At 55.8% G+C, this 20,447-nt stretch carries 7 protein-coding genes; 5 read left to right on the plus strand and 2 right to left on the minus strand.

Going from position 1 to position 20,447, the window contains the following annotated elements; genetic code table 11:
- Window positions 1-327 precede the first annotated feature (327 nt).
- Together ACMXYH_RS04080 and ACMXYH_RS04085 are read left to right on the plus strand one after the other, a co-directional pair.
- Window positions 328-7,389, plus strand: a complete 7,062-nt coding sequence (locus ACMXYH_RS04080; protein WP_415766378.1) for a TcdA/TcdB pore-forming domain-containing protein — start codon at window positions 328-330, stop codon at window positions 7,387-7,389.
- A 75-nt stretch (window positions 7,390-7,464) separates the two neighbouring features.
- Complete coding sequence (locus ACMXYH_RS04085) at window positions 7,465-14,547, plus strand: TcdA/TcdB pore-forming domain-containing protein (protein ID WP_415766379.1); 7,083 nt, start codon at window positions 7,465-7,467, stop codon at window positions 14,545-14,547.
- On the opposite strand, the gene ACMXYH_RS04090 is transcribed toward ACMXYH_RS04085, so the two are convergent.
- Entirely contained in the window at window positions 14,516-15,112 is a 597-nt protein-coding gene (locus ACMXYH_RS04090; protein ID WP_007937197.1) for a MarC family protein, read from the minus strand. The two genes, ACMXYH_RS04085 and ACMXYH_RS04090, sit on opposite strands and share 32 nt — an antisense overlap.
- 271 nt (window positions 15,113-15,383) lie before the next feature.
- On the opposite strand from ACMXYH_RS04090, the gene ACMXYH_RS04095 reads away from it, so the two are divergent.
- The 3 genes from ACMXYH_RS04095 to ACMXYH_RS04105 are packed head-to-tail and all read left to right on the plus strand — an operon-like array spanning window position 15,384 to window position 17,586.
- Window positions 15,384-16,160, plus strand: coding sequence for a hypothetical protein (locus ACMXYH_RS04095; RefSeq protein WP_415767654.1), 777 nt, complete (start codon window positions 15,384-15,386; stop codon window positions 16,158-16,160).
- 59 nt (window positions 16,161-16,219) lie between these two features.
- Complete coding sequence (locus ACMXYH_RS04100) at window positions 16,220-16,948, plus strand: hypothetical protein (RefSeq protein WP_415766380.1); 729 nt, start codon at window positions 16,220-16,222, stop codon at window positions 16,946-16,948.
- Entirely contained in the window at window positions 16,945-17,586 is a 642-nt protein-coding gene (locus tag ACMXYH_RS04105) for a hypothetical protein (RefSeq protein WP_415766381.1), read from the plus strand. Before ACMXYH_RS04100 ends, ACMXYH_RS04105 begins: the two co-directional genes overlap by 4 nt.
- Window positions 17,587-17,608: 22 nt before the next feature.
- Here ACMXYH_RS04105 and ACMXYH_RS04110 read toward each other — a convergent pair whose 3' ends face one another.
- Complete coding sequence (locus ACMXYH_RS04110) at window positions 17,609-20,383, minus strand: hybrid sensor histidine kinase/response regulator (protein WP_415766382.1); 2,775 nt, start codon at window positions 20,381-20,383, stop codon at window positions 17,609-17,611.
- Window positions 20,384-20,447: the final 64 nt, after the last annotated feature.

A 20,447-nucleotide genomic window follows, 5' to 3' on the forward strand; every position in this document is an offset into this window, starting at 1 on the left:
TCCTTCTTGATATGCGCAGTTTGTAAGTGTGTTTTAGGGCGAAAGATTAATAGTTACATTTGCTCTGTGGGTTAAGTGTGCTTAATTAATTTCTTAAGTGTGTGGTTGAAGTCTTGGTTGTTATCAATTAGTGTTTTTTCGGTCTGGTGAGGGCTGGCCCTGTTGGGTGTTTGTTATTTCCTCAATTGTCTTCGGCTCTTTCTCGAGTGCTTTTCACATTTAATTACGAAGTTGGAATAATGTCCGAATTTATCTGTCGGGCGTACTGCTTCGTGTGTGGATATTTACTTATTAAACTTGTTTGATTGAAAAAAGGTGTGACGCGTTATGAGCTATAGGGATGGCAAGGCGGCGGACTTCAAGGATTTTATTGGGCTTTTTAAACTGGTTGAACTTGAAAAGGCACTGCAGGACTTCAATAAAACACCAGGGTATGAGGCGATCATTCGGTATTACTTTGCGTGTATCAATACGCTCAAGCCTGAACGGCAACTGGAGCCGATTGGGTTACTCAAGGAGGCCCTGGCAGCGTTACCCAGGTCCAAAATACGTCGTCGGCGCGCCTCCGAGTTGGAGTTTCCGGTCGGTCCCGGCGCTAACCACGCACCCGACCTGACGGAAATCTACGACCGGGTCGAAGCGTTTCAAGAGCGTTTGAATAGTTATGTCGCGTTATCCCAATCCACCCCGATCGACGTGCCGAAGAACCTTCACTTCGTTTGGCTAGGCGGGGGACTGGGGAGTATTCAGCGCGACTACATCTACGTATGGAAGCAAGTGCTGAGTCATCAGGGCTATACGCTGAAACTTTGGTATGACAGTGATGCATTGCTCGCCCACGAAACCACTCGGGTCATTGTCGAGGCGGCAAAAGCAGATGCCATGACTCAGGGAGGGCAAGCGGTTAGCGATCCGCAAGAACTTTCAACCCTGTACGAGCAACGCGCAATCGTACTCAAGACGCAGATGTTTTCGCATATCAAAGAGGCGGAAAAAAAAGGAGGAAAAGCCGATGAAGCAAGAATTGATCTTCTGGTGCGCGGCTACGGTCAGGATGAGATCACGCTGAGAGCGTTGAGAGAAAAAAACCTTCAAAGTATTTCCATTGAAGGTTTAGAACTGCGGGATGTGAGGGCTGATAAGTCGTTGTTTCGGTTGAACGATATCTACGAGCGTGAAATCGGATTACGGGGAAACCTTGCGGCTGCCTCTGATGTTGTGCGTGTCGAGGTAGTTTTAGCCGAAGGAGGCTTTTACTCCGATGTCGATAACCTGCCACCCCTGAGTAACACACTGGGTACTGTAGATATCAGCCAATTTAACCCCAATGCTCGCTTGGGCGTTTTGCAATTACTGCTTGATCAGAATCCGGAGTGGATGCCGGGCCGACAGGCAAGCAAATATTCAAACCATTTCCAGAGTATCCCGCAGGAACATCGTGCAGCATTGGAACAATTTGCCAAAAGCAGTCCTTCGCTCAATGACGTTTTTCTTCCCCCTCGCGAACGCCTTGTACGTCCCGATGGTTTGCGGGCAGTACTTGACTCTAGCAGTCTGAACAATGCGTTTCTGATGGCGCACCCAGGTTCGAAAACACTAGAAACTGTGCTCGAGCGTTTCAGAGCCAATTATGACTATCTCGATAGCGTTACACGGCTGGCCATCAAGTACGGTGTCTCTTTTACAGATGTTGAGGCGATGATCGGGGTGGCACGTGAAGTTGCGCTGCAACGTTTTGGCGTGCTGGGACAGTTGGCGGAGCTAGAAGAGATAGCGGTGGAAAACTTAATGAAGGGAGTCGTCGGTTATTTTGGCGATGGCATCCTTCCAGATGGTGATAGCACCATCTATATGACGGGGCCAGCGGCGGTACGTCATGGCATGGCCGAGGCACAGAAAATGCCTTACACCGTCCAAATGGTCGAACGCTGGAACGCAGAGGCCATACTCGCAGATGGCGTCAACCGCTTTACCGAGGAGGAGCAGGACCACTCCTGGAAAGTCGCCGAGGGTAACTCGAATCGATGGCTGATCGATGAAAAAAAGCACTGGCAGGAGGGAAAGTTCAAGGCCCGCTATGCCGGTGATGTCACGCAGCTGCTCAAGTACCAGAGCATTGATTTCGAAGAAGGATGGCCGGTCATCGAAGGTCGTCATGTGTTGATCACCGACCTGTTGCAGCAACTGGCTGATGATCTCGGTGAGCCATTTCGCCAGGCGATGAGTCAGCGCCACAACGGCAGCGTGACGTTTGAAAAGTCATTGTCCCTGAGCTTCGATGACCGGCAAGCGATCATCGCTCAGGATGCCAGCATCCGCCCCCCGGCTTCCCTCCTGGACACGGAGACACAAACTCTGTCGATGGATGAACTGCTGAGCCAGGTCGGCAAAGACCCGCTTCTCACGGTGAACCTAAACCCGCTGCAACGTCTTTTGCTGGGTGGCCTGTTGGGGGTCAATGCACTGGATAACCAGCATTTTGACGCCGCTAGTGCAATGCTTGACAACCTTGCCAATACGATGTCGGAGTTGGGGGTCAGCCACCGTTACGGGATCATTGAACGGGAGCTGTTCAAGCAACGTCACCCGGCTTTCCTTGCTGGTTTGACGCGTGCTTCCAATCCGCCCGTGGCCCTGTCCGAAACCAGTGTCGAACTCAAGAAACAGGCACTCGAACGTCCGCTGACCCTGCAGGAGTGGGGACGGTTGGTCGCCAAAATTCAGCAAGTGTCGAAGCTCGAATACCGCGACCGGATTGGCGAACGAATCGGTGAAGTGCTGGAGAGCTTTGATCACGGCAGTTTCAAATTGGTGCCCCAGGATTTGTTGCTCGAAGGAGCGGGCGACCGGGTTGCCGGACGCTGTTACCCGCTGGCGCTGACCATGGCTGCTGCGCTCCACAAAAACAGCACCGCGGCCAACACTTTGCGGGAACGTTTTTACCTGGCAGTTACCGAACCTGAAGCCGCCGACTCAAGGGCGTTTGTGAGCATGATCGAGGAGCTGCGTGACGCCCCCGTCAATGAAATAGGCAAGCCATTGATGCGCTCCGATCTGACTGAGATCGTAGCGATGCTGGAAGAAAAAACGGCCACTACCACCGTGATGCTCAACTCTGACAACCACTCGATGCTGATTGCAAAAACGCTAGAGGGACCGCATAGCACTTACCTGCTCTACGATCCGAATTTCGGGATCTTCGAGTTTGCGACTGCCTCGGAGTTCGGTGAGGCGCTGACGCATTTTTTTATCCGCAAGGAGATGGCCAGGCATTACGCCGCTTTTGGGGATGTGGCGCGTCCGACCTTTGATCTGATTGAACTCGATGGTGCCGGGCTGAACGCCACGGTGCTTTCGTCCGGTGTTCAGGTCTCAAGCCTGTCGGAGCCAGGCGCGTTGCCGGAGCAAACGGCGCCGCGGGTAAGACAACGGCTGGCCAGTGCCCGGGGGCAGTCGCTGGTCAACAACACGACGCTGGGCAGTTCATTGCTGGAACTGGACGCTCACTGGTGGGGTGGGCAGATCGCGCAGGCGACACGGCAATTGCAGGAGCAACACGGGCTGGCGTCGGATTCTGTTGCGTTGTTCGAGACACTGGAGATAACCCCAACAGGGGAATACAAAATCAGTCTGGTCAACACCGATGCCGGGCAGACCATTGAGCGTGTCACCACCAGCGATCACCGGTTCCTGAGAATTAAAAACTTCCTTTCCGAAACCTTCCATTCATTGGCCGCTCGCCCGCGTGCGCCGGTCAATCCGCTTGATCCGACGGACGCCGGCAGCGTTCATACGCTCAATGCCGGGTTCACCGTACAAGCCTTGATGAACGTACTGCGTCATCACGAGACTGCAGCGAGCGGTGGTGACAAGGCCCTGACCACCGCTATACGCCTGCATGCCTACGTCAACTATGCCCAACTGGCCCATGGCAACGTGGTGGATTTGATTGGCGTTGTGAAACTGGTCCGTCAGGCACTGGACGATGAAAAGCTGATCGCCCGCACCAGCGCACCGTTGGTGCAAAAGGCCTTGGGGCATATCGCCAATGAAGGCGTCGGTACTGTGCTGGGGCTGGTGAATGTCGGGTTTGATATTTATCAGCTAAGCCACGCCACCAATGAGATTGAAAAGGCGCAGTTCGGGACGCAGTTGGCCTTTGACTCCGCGAGTGCGGTGGTAGGCGCAGCCGGTCTGGGTGCGGCACTGGCTGGCGCGGGTACGGTGGCCGCGGTGCTGGGGGGCGCCGGGGTGATTCTGGGCGGGTTGGCAGTAGGCGTTACTGCGCTGGCCGAAGGTTTTGCGACGATTGCGGAGGAAGCCAAGGAAGTCGCGCTGTTTTTTGATGGGCTTGAAAAGGCATATGTACAAGGCGGCTATTACCTGGACAAGGCGTCGAATGCCTGGATTGCGCAGCCCTTGGTTGTGTTTGCCGATTTGGATTTGCGCGCATCCACCGTCCATTTCGACAGCCCGAAATTGTTCCCCCTTCGGGACCATTTCGGGGTCCCGGATTTCGATTTGGATTACAACCGAGCCATCGATATTCGTCAGGGACTTGAGTTGCCGGACTCGGCGAGTTTCTCACCACAGGCAGGACAGACGATCGTTCTGCCCTGCAGACCCAAGACCTGGTACGGCTACGAATACAAGTTGCTGCCGTTTGTCACGTTTCGTCATGCCGGCGGGTACGACACGGCACGTCGACTGGAGAAAAAGAACAAACAGGGGCAATGGCAGTTTCTGTTTTCGTTCTATTCGTTTCCCGGCGAGTACGTGGTCAACCGGCTGAACCCGGTCTACAAGCCAACGGTATTCAATGTTCGTCTCGATAACGTCGAGCGTTCACTGGCGGTACCTGCGCTGCCGAAGGTGTGGCACGGGCTGGTGTCCTACCGGGTAGAAGGCGCAGGAGCTCAATGTTCCGTGCTGCTCAATCCCGGGGTGAGCCTTGAACTCGTCGCACCCGGTCACATTGCTATGCAATGGGTGCTGCTGACTCCATGGCTGGCGGAGACAGACATCCGGATAGAAGCGGGGGGACACCTTGTTTCGGGGACGCTGGATGTGACGTTCCGTGGCGGTGGCGTTCACCATGTGTTGCTCAAGCTGTCGAACAACGAAATCGTGCGTGTAGATCTTGCTGCCCGGCGGCTGGAGGTTGTCGAAGAAGAGGCCGATCCGGCCCTCGGGGAACAAGCGTTGCTGGATCACTTCAAGACACTGACCCATGAACATCGCCTGGCCACGTCTTACACCCCCGTTCGCAACTTCGTGGTGCCGTTCGAAAAGCCGGACGAACCCAGGACGGTAGTCGCGTATTACGACTCGGCACAGGATCGTTTTCTGTACATCCGCGACCCGAATGTCCTGTTGTCCGATGAGGTGATATTGGGCGCGGTGTTGGAGGATTCGGCTTACTTCTATCACCCCGAGAGTTTCGATGTCTGGCAGGTCGATGCGATCACCGGGACGCTGGTTCAGCACTATCGTTTGCTTGTTAGAGCTGACCTGGCGATTGTCCGCTGTGAGGCCGTGACCAATGGCGGCATTCAGATCGTGCAGCAGCTCACTGGAAAGGACGGCCAGCGCGATGAACTGACCTTTGTGATCCATGACCGGGCCGTGTTGCTCAGCTCGATCACCCGCGGTCAGGATCCTGCACTGCAGGCTGTTTTGGAGGCTGACACGCTGACGGACTGGAAGCAGGTACTGGGCTACTATCACTTGCCGGTAGAGTCCTCCAATACAGTGAACTGGCGTCCCGGTGCGCTGGTTTCGATTTGTTGGCAGATCGATGAAAAGTGGCGGGATCTGGTTTGGGTGCGCAGCAGTGATGGGTTGATTATTCGTGCACCTGCCAGGCGTCACCGTGAGCGGGGATGGGCAGACTCGATCAAGGCCTTGAATGATCTTGTGCTCATTGCTCCCGCCCGTGTCGAGGGCGAAGTGTTCGTTACCTACGACAAACTTCACCAACGCCTCATGTGTCAGCAAAGGTCGATGGTGGATGGTCGCGCACAATGGTCGTCCAGCAACATCTCCCCCCCTGGGCTGAAAAATGTTGTCGCCGTTGAGCAGGACTATCTCGTCCTGACCGACTCTGGTCTGTTCTTTAACATTATGCCGGACGGGAATCTGAGACTCGGCGGGCTGACCGAGCACTGGTTCAAGGATCAAACTCAATGGTGGTCGGCGCTGGCAACGGTTGCGTTGCAATACCCGGTGCCGAGTTTTGCCATCCTGGGTTTGGCCGGTTTCAAGGCCGGTTTGTGCGCCTGGTACTTGGGTGGTCGGCTGCTGCTCGCTGAAATGGGGCACGGCAAAGAAGTACGGTTGCTGAGTATTACTCCAGACAATCAGGCCACCTGGCTGTTCGATCTTTCTACCGGCAAGATTGTCCGTCAGGTTTTTATCGATCCAGACCACTTGAACACGGCATTTGCCCAGGGAACGAAACTGTTACTGGCTGAGGCATTGCCAGCCCCGACGCAGGAATGGGCGAGCTGGACCTTTAGCGACGTAACAGTGGAAGGCTCTGGCCTGAGGGCAACGACGCTTGAAGGTGTGGAGGTGGATTTACAGTACAACGAACCGGTACGGATTTCGGGCGTTAACAGCCATTGGGTTGCTGCACTGGAAGGTGAATTGAGTGAGGGCCTGGCGGCGCTGGCGAACGAACATCGATGCGCCGATTTTCTGTCCGTCAAAGATCCTGACTACCAACAATGGTACGTGGTCCGGACCGGACGGTTGATCCGCATTCCGAAGACCGCTATTGCTGCGCAATCCACGCTCGTCGGCACCCAGCATCAAACCAATGTGATGCTGCATGACCGCAGGGATGGTTTTTTGCACACCTATCCGCAAAACAACAGGGTCGGGCCGCTCGACTATGTCCAGCGAAACGCCGAAGTACTGGTGGTCGAGGGGTCGAAAACGCGTACGGACCTGCTCCCGTTGATTGCCGATGATGTCAGCATCCTGGTGCTCAAACTGGGTCAAGGTTCAACGACCTGTCGGCTTACCAGAGCCGCGTGGTTGAAACTTGAATCGGTCATTGTCGATTGCCGCCATTCGCTCGACCACTTGCCATCGGTTCCGGGGAAACTGACCTGGGATATCGTGGTTGCGGATCAGTTGTGGGCGAGCCGGGTCGATGAGCACTTGGTGATTGTGGATGCGGACAGCGGACACAGCTTGATCTTTCGCGACGTGTTCTCGACCGATGTCGTTTTGCAACGGAACGTATTTCTGGCGATGAGCGGCTATCAGTCCTTCGCGGTGTCAACACTGGTGAGTGCCCTGGTTGCCAGGAAAGGCAACACGAGCAGTGTGTTACTCAAAGACATTTTGCCCACCGCAATAGTTGAAAAAATAGAAGATTGAGTTCTGACAGCCATTCACACATTGAGCCTGTTCGATGCGTGAGTGGCTGTCGGCTTTTTTCATATGGATATGAAAATGAAAAGTACACCTACCGGAACACTGAATCAGACTGACACTTTTTCCACGCCGTTTGATCGCCGCGAGTTGGAGTTTGCGTTGAGCGGCTTCAAAGAAATGCCGGAGCACGCAGCGGCCTTGCGTTACTTCGATGGTGCTACCGAAGCGTCGAGTGTGGAGGCCCAACTGACGCCGATAAGTCTGTTGAAGGAAACGCTCGAATCAATAAACCCGAAAGGTTCGTCTGCCACACTGCAAAAAGTCCGGGATAAATTGACGAACTATTTACTGCGTTTGAGTACAACGGTCGAACTATTGAATACTGCCAAACCCGTCCCTAAAAAGTTGCACTTTGTCTGGGTGGGCGGCGGTATTGGCGCTATTCAGGGAGACTACATCAATGTCTGGCGGCAAATGCTTGCCCCGCAGGGTTACAGCCTCAACCTGTGGTATGACAGCGATGCTTTGCTGGCCCATGAGACCAATCGCATCATCGTCGAGTCAGCCAAGGCGCTGGGGGCGATTTCTGCGCCACAAGGCGCCGTCGATACGCCTGCTGCGCTGGCCCGTCGTTACATCGAGCGAACTCGAGTGTTGCGACAGCAGATGTTCGAGCATATCCAGACTGTCACCCCGGCGGGCGGGAGTGCCGATCAGGCGCGGATCGATCTTTTAGTCAGTGCCTATGGCCAGGATGAAGGTGCGCTCAAGGCGCTCAAGGCCCGCAATCTTCAATCTCTGCAACACGTGGAAGTTGCCCATCGAGACATTCACGTAGAGCTTATCGATCAACCGTTGTTCGATATTTATGAACGCGAAATTTCGTTTCGCACCAACCTGGCGGCTGCATCCGATATCACACGTTTACAGGTTCTGAACGTCGAGAGTGGAACCTATCTTGATGCTGATTTGCTGCCGTCTCTGCATAAAGTGCTCGGTGGTGTGGATCTCGCCGCCTTCAGTGCCGAAGAACGTATAGGTGTGATGCAGGTATTGTTCGATCACAACCCGACAATACTTCCGAATCGGGGGCAGGCCTATGCGGATTTTCGCCCCAAGGTGCCTGAACAACACAGAGAGGCGATAACAGCATTTGCCAAAAGCATGCCGTCCCTCAGCGATATTTTTGCCCCGTTCAATGACGTCATGGTTGCGTCGAACGGTCTGCGTGTCGGTAATAAAAACACGCCTGATTCGATGACGAATCAAATCAAGACGCCATTCAACGGATTATCCAATGCCCTGTTGAGTGGTCATGCGGGTTCTGCGCAACTCGCCGCCGTTATGGAAAAAATTCGCAGCAACTATCAGTTCCTGGACCGGGTCGTTGCGCAGGCGTTGAGCAGCAATGTATCGCTTCAGGATCGCCAGGCATTTCCCGATCTGATTATCCGGGAGCTGGAGAAACAACACGGTCCGATTTCAAGCTGGAAGGCAAATCTGCAAAGCCTCAACAGTTTTTTGCAGGCGATCAATGACTATGATGCCGATGGCATCAAATTCGGTGCCCAATCGGCCATTGCGATGAGCGGGCCGACGGCGGTATCCAGCGGTTTGGGTGACTTTGTCGAAGACCATGCGGTGCTTGAAAGCCGCCAACTGATCAGCGACAAGGTTGACCTGTTCGACGGCTTTAACCTCGCCACCGAAGAAGAAACCCATCACAGCTGGAAAGACAACGCCAGGACTGAGGCGGCCTGGTTCGAGCTTGAAACAACAAAAGCGGGCCAGGGCGGCTATAAGGCCCATTTCAAAGGCAACATCACTGAGCTGCTTAAAGGTCAGCTTATGACGTTTGAAAAGGGTTGGCCTGTGATTGAAGGCCGCCCGGTTTTACAGACCGACATCTTGCAGCAATGGGTGGATGACCTGGGAGGCCCCTTCATCAGGGCCATGAACGAAAAACTCAGTGGCGACCTGAGCTTCGATAAGCCTTGGTCCCTGAGCTTCGATGAGCGTCAGCGGATCCTGGCGCAAGCCCGTGTCGAACTTCCGGTCTCGCACGGTTTTGAGCCGATCGGTAACTTGAATGAAATGATTGTCCGTATTGGCCACGGCTCTCTGCCGCTTGATCAACTGAGCCCGGTGCATCGAGTACTACTCGGTGGGCTGTTCGGCGCGCAGACGCTGGATAATGCCGGGTTCGACGATGCCTGGCAACACACCCGAACCCTCGCGCAGAGCACCGCCGACCTGGGTTTCGCCCAGCGTTATATGGCCATCGAGCAGGCCTTGCTCGCACGCAGGCATCCTGCATTCGAAGCCGGGTTTGCAGCTGCCCAGGCAACGGTTGAGCCATCGAAGAACAGCGCTCAGGTGCTCAAGGCCCTTGCGTTCGAGAAGCCGTTGACGTTGCGCCAATGGGGCGAGCACATAGCCCGCATCAGGTTTCAGGCCCAATACGAGCTGCGTCACCACATCTTTCAGCGCAGCGCCACGGTGCTGGAAACCTTCATCGCGCAAGGTGCTTCGACGGGGAGGTTGATGCCTCAAGGATTACTGGTCAGGGGTGAAGGCGATCCCGGAAGGCGCTGTTATCCACTGGTGTTGGCCATGGCGGCAGCCATCGAAAAGGGCCCCGCAGCCGTGGACGCTTTGAGCGGCCGGTTGGCCAATGCCAACCTTGCGCCCGATGCCAATGAAACCCATGCGTTTCTGCGAACCCTCGATGAGCTGCGAACTGTGCCAATGGCGCGGTCGGGCACTTTATCAGGAGCGTCCCGGCTGGATCAGGTCATGCAGACACTGGATACCAGGACTTCCACCAGTACCTTGATGCTCAACACCGAAAGCCATTCCATGCTGGTGGCAAAAATCGTCGACGGCGAGTCGATTGCCTACCGCTTCTACGATCCGAATTTCGGTGTCTTCGGATTTGACCAGGCGCAGGACCTGCACCGTGCTCTTGAGCAGTTTCTGAGCATTCCTGAGCTGGCCAAACTCTATGAGATCAGTCACCTGACGGAAGCGACGTTCAACCTCGTCGACCTCAATGGCCCACGTATCGCCGATCTGGCGCTGCCGTCGCAGATCAATGTGTCGGGTTTGCTGAGCCATGATCCGATCAGCACCGGTGTAACGGTGGCACCATGGGAACATCACGCTGCGTTACGGGCCCGTTCATTGGCGGAAAACGCCCGACTGGGGCGTGGACTGAACGAACTGGACGCCCGTCACTGGGCGCAGCAGATTCAGCACAGCGCTGATCGCCTCCACGCGGAAAGTAACCTTGGGCGAGACTTTGTTCCGGTGTTCGACAGTGTGCGAGAGGTATCGGGTGGACACTATGAAATCAGCCTGGTCAATCTCAAGGACCCCACGCTCACCGTCAGAGTGTCAAGCACCGACGGAGTTCTGTCGCGGATCCGCTCCTACCTGACGGAGACCTTCCAGACGCTGTCGGTCAAGCCGTCCATACCGGGCAAGGTTGACCCGACCGATGTCAGCGCCGTGCATACCTTGAATGCGGCTTTTACGGTTCAGGCGCTGCTGGTGGCGCTCCAGTCCCATGAGCAAATCAGCGACATCAATGAAGACCGGAGCCTGACGACTGCCGTGCGAATGCACGGGTACCTCAGTTACGCGCAACTGGCCCATGGCAATCTGCTCGACATCGTGGATCTGGTCAAACTGTTCAGGGTGGCGTTAAACGATGCACCGCTGGTGGCCCGGACCACCGCCTCGGTAGTGGTCAATGCGCTGGGACATATTGCCCGGGATGGTTTGGCCACGGTGATGCAACTGGCGACTCTGGGTTTCGATATCTATCTGCTGGCCAATGCCAAGGACGATCTGCAACAGGCGCAATACGGCACACAGTTGGCGTTCGATTCGGCGGGGTTGGCACTGTCTGTGGCCGGCATAGGCGCCGGCCTGGCCGGTGCCAGTACGGCGGCTGCGTTTCTTGGCGGGGCCGGTGTGATTCTGGGCGGGTTGGCCATTGGCGTGAGCGCGCTGGTCGAAGGGTTCAACGGCACATTGGAGCGAGGACGGCGGATCGGTCAGTACCTGAACCGCGTCGATAAGGCGTATCGCTCGGGCGGTCACTCGATCAGGGAGGGCGTGTTTTATCCGAACCCTTATGCGCTCATCCGCGAGATTGATTTACGCAACCAGCGACTGACGTTCGGCAGTCAGGAAATTTTATCGGCCAACACCTCTGCGCTGCACCCGCCGAATCACAATCTTGATCGTTCGAAAGCCATCAACATTCGACAACACCTCGAGTTGCCGGAGCATGCGGCTATTGGCGATTTGACGACCTTTCAGGCCATTGTCCTGCCGTGTGTGGCCAACACCTGGTTCGGTTTCGATTACTCGGCCCTGCCGTTTTCGACCACGCGTTCCGAGCATTTTGAAACTGCGCTGAAGCTGGAGTACGACGCAGCAGGCAATCGCCAGTTCTGGTTTACCTTTTACAAGTTCCCCTCCGAATACATCATGCGAGACTTGAATCCGATAGAAGGCGAGACGACGATCAGTGTCTTGCTGGATCAGGAGCCGCGTTCGTTGCTGGTGCCCGAGCTGCCCAAGATGTTGCACGGCAAGCTGTCTTACAGGATTGAAGGGGTGGGTGGTCATTGCGCGCTGACACTCACTCCGGGCGTACGTTCGGTCAATCTGTCACTGGCACAGAAGGCTCGCCCCATGGCCTGGACGCTGCGTGCGCTCTGGTTGAGCGAAGAGGATATCGTTGTCGGCGAAGGCCTTTTGAAGGTAGGGGCTGTCGACGTTCACGTCATGGGTACGCCTGAATTGGTTATCCAGACTTCGCATCACTCGTTTCGAGTTGAGGCGAAACAGCAATTGCTGCTCGAAGAGCTGGAGAGCGACCCGACTGTCGACACGGCGAATATCCAGGCCCGAGTCAGGAAACTGGCCCGCGCCAATCGTTTGGCCAGCCCGTTCACAGCGGTACAGAATTTCCCGGTTCCGTTCGCAGACCCACAAGAACCACAACTCACCACGGCTTTTTATGAGCAGGCCCGTGATCGTTTTATCTACGCTCGCGACCTCCCATCAGCACTGGCGAACCAAGTCAGGCTGGGCGCGGTTATGGGTGGGCAGGCGTATTTCTATTGCTCCCGGGAAGCACTCATCTGGCGCTCTGACGTGGTCACCGGGCGGGTCAATCGATTCTATAGGCTGATGGATCCGGTGCCCGGTTCGAGCATTTCGGTGTTCCAGGTCCTGGGGCAGGGGGTCATTCGGATTGTCCAGCAAGTGACCCAGCGCACTGGGCGTGAAGCCGAGGTGGTTTACCTGTTGGGTGAGGACGAAGTCTTGCTGCTGGCGATTGCAGGTCATCTGACCGACCGTCAGCAAGACCTGCTGCTCAAGGGCGCCATGCCAGGGTGGTCGAACTTCTTGTGGGATTACGAACTGCTGGTCAAGGACTCGAAACTTTGGCCTTTGACCCAAGTGAAAGTCGTGGATTATCAGCCAGCGGCGTTTGTCTCGATAACACCTTTGACACAGGGCAGAAAGGATCCGGTCAGCACGTGGGTCCGTGCTGCCGATGGCCTGGTGATTCGTCCCAATGTGCCGCAGGTTGAGGGGCCGGGCGGCGCGGTCAGCCCGATGTTGCTGACACCCGCGACCAGCACGGACGATACCGTCCTGTTCTTTGACAAGCGCAATCGGACCCTCTATCGCCAGAAGATCGGGATAACCGTCACCGGTGTGGATGCCCAGGCTGAGCCTATCGGGCCCTGGAATGTGATTGAAATCATCGCCAATGAAAAACGCTACGTTGCGTTGACCAGGGACGGGCTGTATTTCGATATCAACGAGCAAGGGCAGTCGCAGCTGGCCGGAGTCAACGAAGACTGGCTGGAGGATGCCAGAGGGCCGTTGGGCCTTGGCTTTGAGTTTTGGACCGACGTTGAGGCGCTTGCGAAGGCGCATCAAGCGTCGAGCTTTTCGATTCTTGGTCTGGGTAACGGCGTACGGGATGAAAAACTGTGTGCCTGGTACGTCGACCATCGATTGCTGATTGCTGATGTGGGCCCTGGCAAGGTAGTGCAGTTGGTGGCAACGACGCCAGATGAGGAGGCGGGCTGGCTGCTGGATGTTTCCGTTGGGCAACTTTACCGCCAAGCGTTCCTTGAGCCTGAAAAACTACCGACACTCTTTGATAATGGTCTGCAGCTTCTGCGGCAGGACCTGTTGCCTGTTCCACAAAAGGTCTGGCCCGAATGGTCTTTTGCGCAGGTATGGACACATGGCCCCGGTCTGCGAGGGCGGACGCTTGAAGGGGTTGAACTCGAGATGATGTTCGGTGAACCGGCACTTATTGTCGGCGTCACGGGAGACTGGGTTCTGGCGCAACAGGGTACGAATGACCCTTACGATGCGGGCGTGAGGCAAGCGTTGAAGGCGCTGCTGAGCAAGCATCCCCACGAAGCATTTGTATCGGTTGGCGGTTACTTGGGCTGCCAATGGTACGTCGAGGGCATCGATCGTGTGGTGGGTGAGGTCAATACGAGCCTGGAAACCCGACTGCTGGGTGTTCGAAACAAAACTGTTGCCTTGCTCCATGAAACGCCCAGCCAACGGACATACAGCGCTTCGAGGGATGTGTGGCTGGAGAACAGCGTTGCACGTCGTGAAGCCGAGGTGTTGATGCTGGAATTTCAGGGTGAGCTCAATGACGTTATGCCGTTGATACCTGACGGCGTTACCCAGTTGATCTTGAGTTATGGGCCCAGAGCGATCAGCTGCAACGTATCGAGTACTGTCTGGCAGCGGCTTGAATGCATTGTGGTTGATTGTCGTCGTTCGTTGAGTGCTGAGTCACTGATGCCTGGCACATTGATTCTGGATACCGGGCCGCAGGATGTGTGGCGGGTCAGCCTGGTTGAAAGGCAGTTGCTGCTCACCGACCCGAATACCGGACACAGCCTGATCTTGCGCAGTCACCCCGACGATTTGACCGCGCGCCGTTCGATGAGTCTGAGTCTGCAGGTTCATGGCACCACAATGACCGTAACCCTTGATGAGTTGGTGCAGGCACTGGCCATCGATGGCGAGGACAGGCAGCTCGCCGCGCTAATGACGAAGGTGGGCGTCACGGAACCAGATAGCCCTTCACTCCGGTAAAGATGATCTGCGCCGCCAATGCGCAGACGAACAACCCCATCAACCGGCTGACGATCTGCAAACCCTGGTCACCGAGAATGCGCTCGATGCGGTTGGACAGATAAAGCACCACGCCGACCGTGAAACTGGCCAGGGCAATACTGAGAATGGCCGTGAGTTTGTCGTCCCAATGCGGCTGACTCACGCCCATCACCAGCAAGGCGCCGATGGTGCCGGGGCCGACCGTCAGGGGAATGGTCAGCGGGACGATGGTCACGTCCTGCTGCACGTTGTCGGTTTGCACCGCCGACTTGCCCTGAGCCATGCCCAGCGCCGAGATGAACAACACACTGCCGGCGCCGATGCGGAACGCGTCCACGGTGATGCCGAAGACACTGAAAATCACTCGCCCGAACAGGTACAGCAACACGCTGGAGACCAGGGTGGCAGTCGCCACTTTCCAGGCCAGTCGACGCTGTTCCTTGCGCGAATAACCGCGGGTCAGACTGATGAAGCAGGACAACACGAAGAACGGGCTGTAGAGCACTAGCATTTTCAGGTAAACGCTGAATAACACATGGAGCATGGTTTCGGCTCGCATCCAGAGACGGGTGAGTCGGAGTCTATCAGTTGGTCAAGTGTCTGTGGGTGTTGAGTTTGAAAAGGTATGGAATTGATTTTATTGACTTATATTTAGTTGGGTTGAGTTTGATTGATTGGTTGGTTGTGTTGGGTTGGTGTTGTATATGGAGTTACATGTTTTGGTTTGTCTGAGTTTGTTTGTTTGTTTATTGTTCTTTTCGACAAGTTCATGAGGAGCTTGCATTAATGTCGATAAGGAAGAAATTGTGAATAATATGTTTAGTGAAAGTCATATTGCTGCCTGTATAGAGAAACTACAGAGTTATGATCTGGGTGAGCCACTGCTTATTAGACCTCGTGGTTTGTTTGTGTCGGGTGAAGAAGTTGAAGTGCCGTCGAAAGGATCGGTCGTAGGCGAAGGCCTCATTAGTTTTAGCGGTAACCTCACCGGTATTAACCGCAGTGACGCGCAGAATGCTTTTCACTATGCGTCGCTTGTGGCAAACAAAAAGTTTCCATTGGAACACCAGGGTAAAGAATGGTACGCGCTGTTCTGTAAAGTCATGGGTGAAACGGGTTGGATGACCATCAGCAAGTACTACAACGATCTGAACGTGTCGGGAACCAGTGTCCGCATGGACAAGCTGGTGCTGGAGATCCTTGCTTCGGTAGTCGCTGGCCTTACCGTACCGGGCCCGGCTACTGCACTGATGCTGAAAACCGCGGGTGATGCGATTGCCGCCCTGCAAAAACGCGATACCGCAATGACGCTTTATGAGCGCAACTTGCTGAAACAAGGTGTGGGTGGAGTAACGACCGGCTCGTGTATCGATGTTAACGGTACGACTGTTTTTGCCATTGGCGCAGTACGTTTTACACGCCGGAATTCATCGACAAAAGTAATGTTCGTCGATACGGATGTTCGTAACGTAGGTCTGTATCGCGGTGAGACAGCTTTCGAAAAGAATGATCTGCTGGCTGCGGCGACTCGAGAATTGATTGCATCGAAACTTGTGAAGTACTCGACTGATAAACTCGACTACGACATTTGATGGATGCCTGGAAGGGCGGTCGAAATAACGACTGTCCTTCTCTGTGTGGAGGTATTTAAATGAGATGTGATTATTCAGTATTGATTGTCGGGGCTGCGGTTTTGATGGTGCCCGAATCAGAGGATCTGACCACTTATGATGATGTGGTCAATACGGTGTTGTATGCACAGTTGGCAGCCAATAAAAAAACAGAACTAGAGCCGGGTGTGAGTTGGTACGACACCTACATAAAAGTTCTGAATGGTATCTGGATGTGGCGCGGTAAAGCGCGCGAAGACTTGAATCTCCCTTCAGAGAGCGTTGAGTCGGCGGTTCAGTGGGCGGCCGCAGCGATGTCCAAGGTGGGGGCAGATGAAGGGCATGTGACTGCCGAAGTGTTGTCAAAAATTGTCAACGAATCGGACATCAACCCGGCAACCAACTTGTTGCGCAGCCATATGCAAAAAGTGTCCGAAAAGCAGTCTATCGAGGTGCCGGCACCTGCGATGGATGTTCGTTTGCTGGTGATCGTGGCGCCAACACCGACTTCGTTCAGCAGTGTTTGTATCGAGCTCAAAACCCATCAATTGCTGAGTTCCAACCCGTTGGCGCATCTCTATTGGGGCGAAGATGTACAAGGCATCATTAGCCGCCGTTACGTCCGGGCGAATCTGTCGGAAACGGTATATGCCCCTGTACGGGCTCAAATTGCTCTGAAGGTCAAGGACCGGATCGAGACCAATGTTGCAACGTTAACCCTGCACGACGATGCCTGCAGCACCACGCAGCCAGAGGAGATTCGGTCATGACGGATCTGATTGCACCACCGGCAGCTGTGGTTGGCGGCAGTATCGTGTCGTTCGCCAGCGATCTGCCTGCGTCGCACCGCGAAGACGTCTACATGAGCACAGCTTTTGCACAAAGAGTCACGCGCGATGCAATTAATGATGGATTATCGGGCGACTGGTTCGACTACTACTGCAGGCAACTCCGTTTTGTGGGATGGGATGTGCCCACACCTCAAACGTTATCGCCCGGGCCTGCCGCTCCGATGGGCAGCAAGGCGATACAACGTATCCGGGAATCCATCGGTGATAGATTTTCCATACCCATCAGCCGCGCCCTGACAAAGTTGGAGCGCAATTCGCTGGCGCTCGAAACGTTTGAGTCCACGATCCTGAAGGGAGATATCGCCTACTTTCAGATGATTCCTTGCGTGAAGAACGGCGCGCACAAGGTGGATATGGCGGTCTATCACCGCAAGTTTTCGATACTGCGAAACATCTCTCGGTTCCTGTTCAGCAAAAATGAATCGCTTGAGCAAAAAAGCACCGAACAGATAACCACGATCACGTTCAACACGCTTCATTACGCCGAGTTTCGGGAGAAGGTAAAGAAGTCTGTGGTGTCCCAGTCCCTGAAATACTTGAGTGCTCTGGACATCTGACCGAGCGTCAGCCCGAGGGCTCTCAGATGGTCGACTCTGTGCGGTTCTGCTGATCCCGCTGCCCAACCCAATGCTCGATCAAATCGCGCAACTGCGACAGCTCGACCGGTTTGGCCATATGCCCGTCCATGCCGGCCTGGCGTGCACGTTCTTTGTGTTCGGCGAGGATGTGCGCAGTCAGCGCCACCACCGGCGTGCGAATCCGCTGATTACCGACTTCCCAGGCACGCAATTGCTGAGTCGCGGAGAAGCCGTCGAGGATCGGCATTTCGCAGTCCATCAGGACCAGGTCATAACGCTGGGCTTTCATCGCCTGCAAGGCTTCTTCGCCATTGCTGGCGGTATCCGGTTGCAGGTTGAGCTTGCCTAGCATGCCGCGAATCACCTTGGTCGAGATGCTGTTGTCTTCGGCCACCAGGATGCGGAAATCACTTGGCACCTTAACCGGTAAGGTAGGGCCGGCGGGCAGGTGCTGCGAGATGGAAAGGCCCTTGTTTCGCTGGTTCAGCTCGTCGGCCAACGTCGTCTTGAGGGTGTACCCGGCCACCGGTTTGGCAAGGATGCGTTTGATCCCGGAGTTGCGTGCGATGATCTTGCTGGGCGCATTGCTGATGCCGGTGAGCATGATCAGCAGGATGTCGTGGTTCAGGCTCGGGTCTTCCTTGATCTTGGCGGCCAGTTGCATGCCGGTCATGCCGGGCATGTTCTGGTCCAGCAGGACCACGTCGAAGTAATCGCGCAAGTGAGCCTTGGTGCGCAGCAGCGCCAGCGCTTCTTTGCCGGACGCTACGGCACTGACATTCAGGCCCCAGGCGCTGCACTGTTGCACCAGCACTTTGCGACACGTGTCGTTATCGTCCACCACCAATACCCGTGCACCCTGCAGTGGGCCATCGAGGTCCGACGTCGGGTGTTCGAGGCGGTCAGGGTCCAGTGGCAGGGTCAGCCACAAGGTGCTGCCCTGATTGGCGCCGCTCTTGACCCCGAACTCCCCTTGCATCAAGCGAATCAGTTGACGGGCGATCACCAGCCCCAGGTTGCCTCCCAAACGGGTGGCCGAGAGGAAGTGCTTGCTGTGCAGTTCGGCGTGCATCAATGCGTCGCGCTCTTCGGCGTCCATCGGCTCACCGCTGTCCTGCACGGCAATGCGCAAGCGCGGTTTGGCACTGCGCTCATCGAGCGCGACGACGATCAGGATTTCGCCTTCGTCGGTTTTCTTCAGGGCGTTTTCCAGCAGGCTCAGCAAGGTCTGGCGCAGGCGAGTAGGGTCACCGCTGATGACGCGTGGCACTTGCGGCTGGATAAAGCTGATCAGCTCGACGTTCTGCTGTTCGGCCTTGGCGCGGAAGATGCTCAGACAATCTTCGATCAGTGCGTTGAGGTCGAACTGCACATCGTCCAGTTCGATCTGCCCGGATTCAAGCTTGGAGATGTCGAGAATCTCGTTGATCAGTGTCAGCAGTTCGTTGCCGGCACTGTGGATGGTCTGTACATAGTCGCGCTGCTTGACCGAGAGCGGTGTGCCCAGCAGCAGCTCGGTCATGCCCAGCACGCCATTCATCGGGGTGCGGATTTCGTGGCTGATTTTTGCCAGGAATTCGGCCTTGGCGTTGATTTCGGCGTTGCTGGCGGCCAGGTCGCGGCTGACGCTGAAACGGTCTTCGGTGATGCTGCGCTGACGTTCGCTCAGTGCAATGCTCATCAGCACGCCGCTGATGCAGATTAACCCCAGCAGCGTCATGATCAAGCCCTGCGGTGCGACCAGGGTCAATCCCAGGAGTGCCGGCAACATGATCAGAGTGCCAATGTTGAACACCACCATCGCCGCGACGAACAGGCGCGCCGGGCGATAACCTTTTTGCCAGTGATAGGCGCTGACGAACAACATGCTCAGACCTGCCAGAGCGACCAGGGCGTAGGTCATGATGTTCAGCGGCAACGTGTTGACGAACAACAGCAGCAAGCCGCAGACCACGATGAACAGAATGTCCCCCAGCAGCAACTTGTTCAGCGGGTGCGGGCCAAGTGGGGCGAAGAAGCGATAGGCGAACATCAGGCCGCATGGCGCCGTCAGCAGCAAGGCGAGGTAGGCGCCGGGTGTCTGCACCGCGTGCCAGTTCGGCAGCCAAGGCCCTGCCAGATTCAGCAACAGCAACAGGCTGAGCATCAACAATGCTTCGCATCCGGCCAGCCAGAAACTGCTGCGTGAGCGGGTATAGGCGTAGCGGACGAGGCTGTGCAGGATCAGCATCGCGATACAGCCGAACAACAGTCCGTAGATCAGCGTCTGATTCTGATTGGCCGCGGTCATGACCGCCGACTGCAGGGTGATGTAAGGCCTCAACTGATGGTCGGAGACCAGTCGCAGGTAAACGTCGAGAGGTTTTTCGTTTTGCGGCAACGGCAACATGAAGTCGCTGCTGGGCAGTGGCCGTTCAGCCTGGGGCTGGCCGGTGCCGGTGTTCACTTGCTCGATCAGCGTGTCGCCGTCCAGCACATACAGATTGAGATGCGACAGGTCGGGCGCGAATACTCGCAGCAACTGTTCATGCTTGCCGGGCGCGAGTCTGAAACGCAGCCATAACGCACCATCGGGTTCGGCGGCGGTGAGGCGGTCGAGTTCAATGGGGCTGAATTGGTTGGTGTAGCGAGCGGAACGGATGTCGCTGAGCTGCAGGTCACCCTGTTCGTCGAGCAATACCGCCCAGCCACTGCCTTGCGTGGCCTGGGCCGGGAGCATGCAGAGCAAGGTCAGCAGAGTGACGGTGAAACCTATGGCAATCCTGAGCCAGCGCACGGCGAAATCCCTTCGTAGGTTGATGCCAGAATATAACTATGCGCGGCGCCGGAATAGTCCGGCA

Origin of the sequence: Pseudomonas frigoris (assembly GCF_047758635.1) — a bacterium.
Classification (GTDB): domain Bacteria; phylum Pseudomonadota; class Gammaproteobacteria; order Pseudomonadales; family Pseudomonadaceae; genus Aquipseudomonas; species Aquipseudomonas frigoris.

What these genes read in the sequence shown, in the direction of transcription:
- ACMXYH_RS04080 (WP_415766378.1), top strand. Translation starts at nt 328, where the DNA reads ATGAGCTATAGGGATGGCAAGGCGGCGGACTTCAAGGATTTTATTGGG.
- ACMXYH_RS04085 (WP_415766379.1), top strand. Translation starts at nt 7,465, where the DNA reads ATGAAAAGTACACCTACCGGAACACTGAATCAGACTGACACTTTTTCC.
- ACMXYH_RS04090 (WP_007937197.1), bottom strand. Translation starts at nt 15,112, where the DNA reads ATGCTCCATGTGTTATTCAGCGTTTACCTGAAAATGCTAGTGCTCTAC.
- ACMXYH_RS04095 (WP_415767654.1), top strand. Translation starts at nt 15,384, where the DNA reads ATGTTTAGTGAAAGTCATATTGCTGCCTGTATAGAGAAACTACAGAGT.
- ACMXYH_RS04100 (WP_415766380.1), top strand. Translation starts at nt 16,220, where the DNA reads ATGAGATGTGATTATTCAGTATTGATTGTCGGGGCTGCGGTTTTGATG.
- ACMXYH_RS04105 (WP_415766381.1), top strand. Translation starts at nt 16,945, where the DNA reads ATGACGGATCTGATTGCACCACCGGCAGCTGTGGTTGGCGGCAGTATC.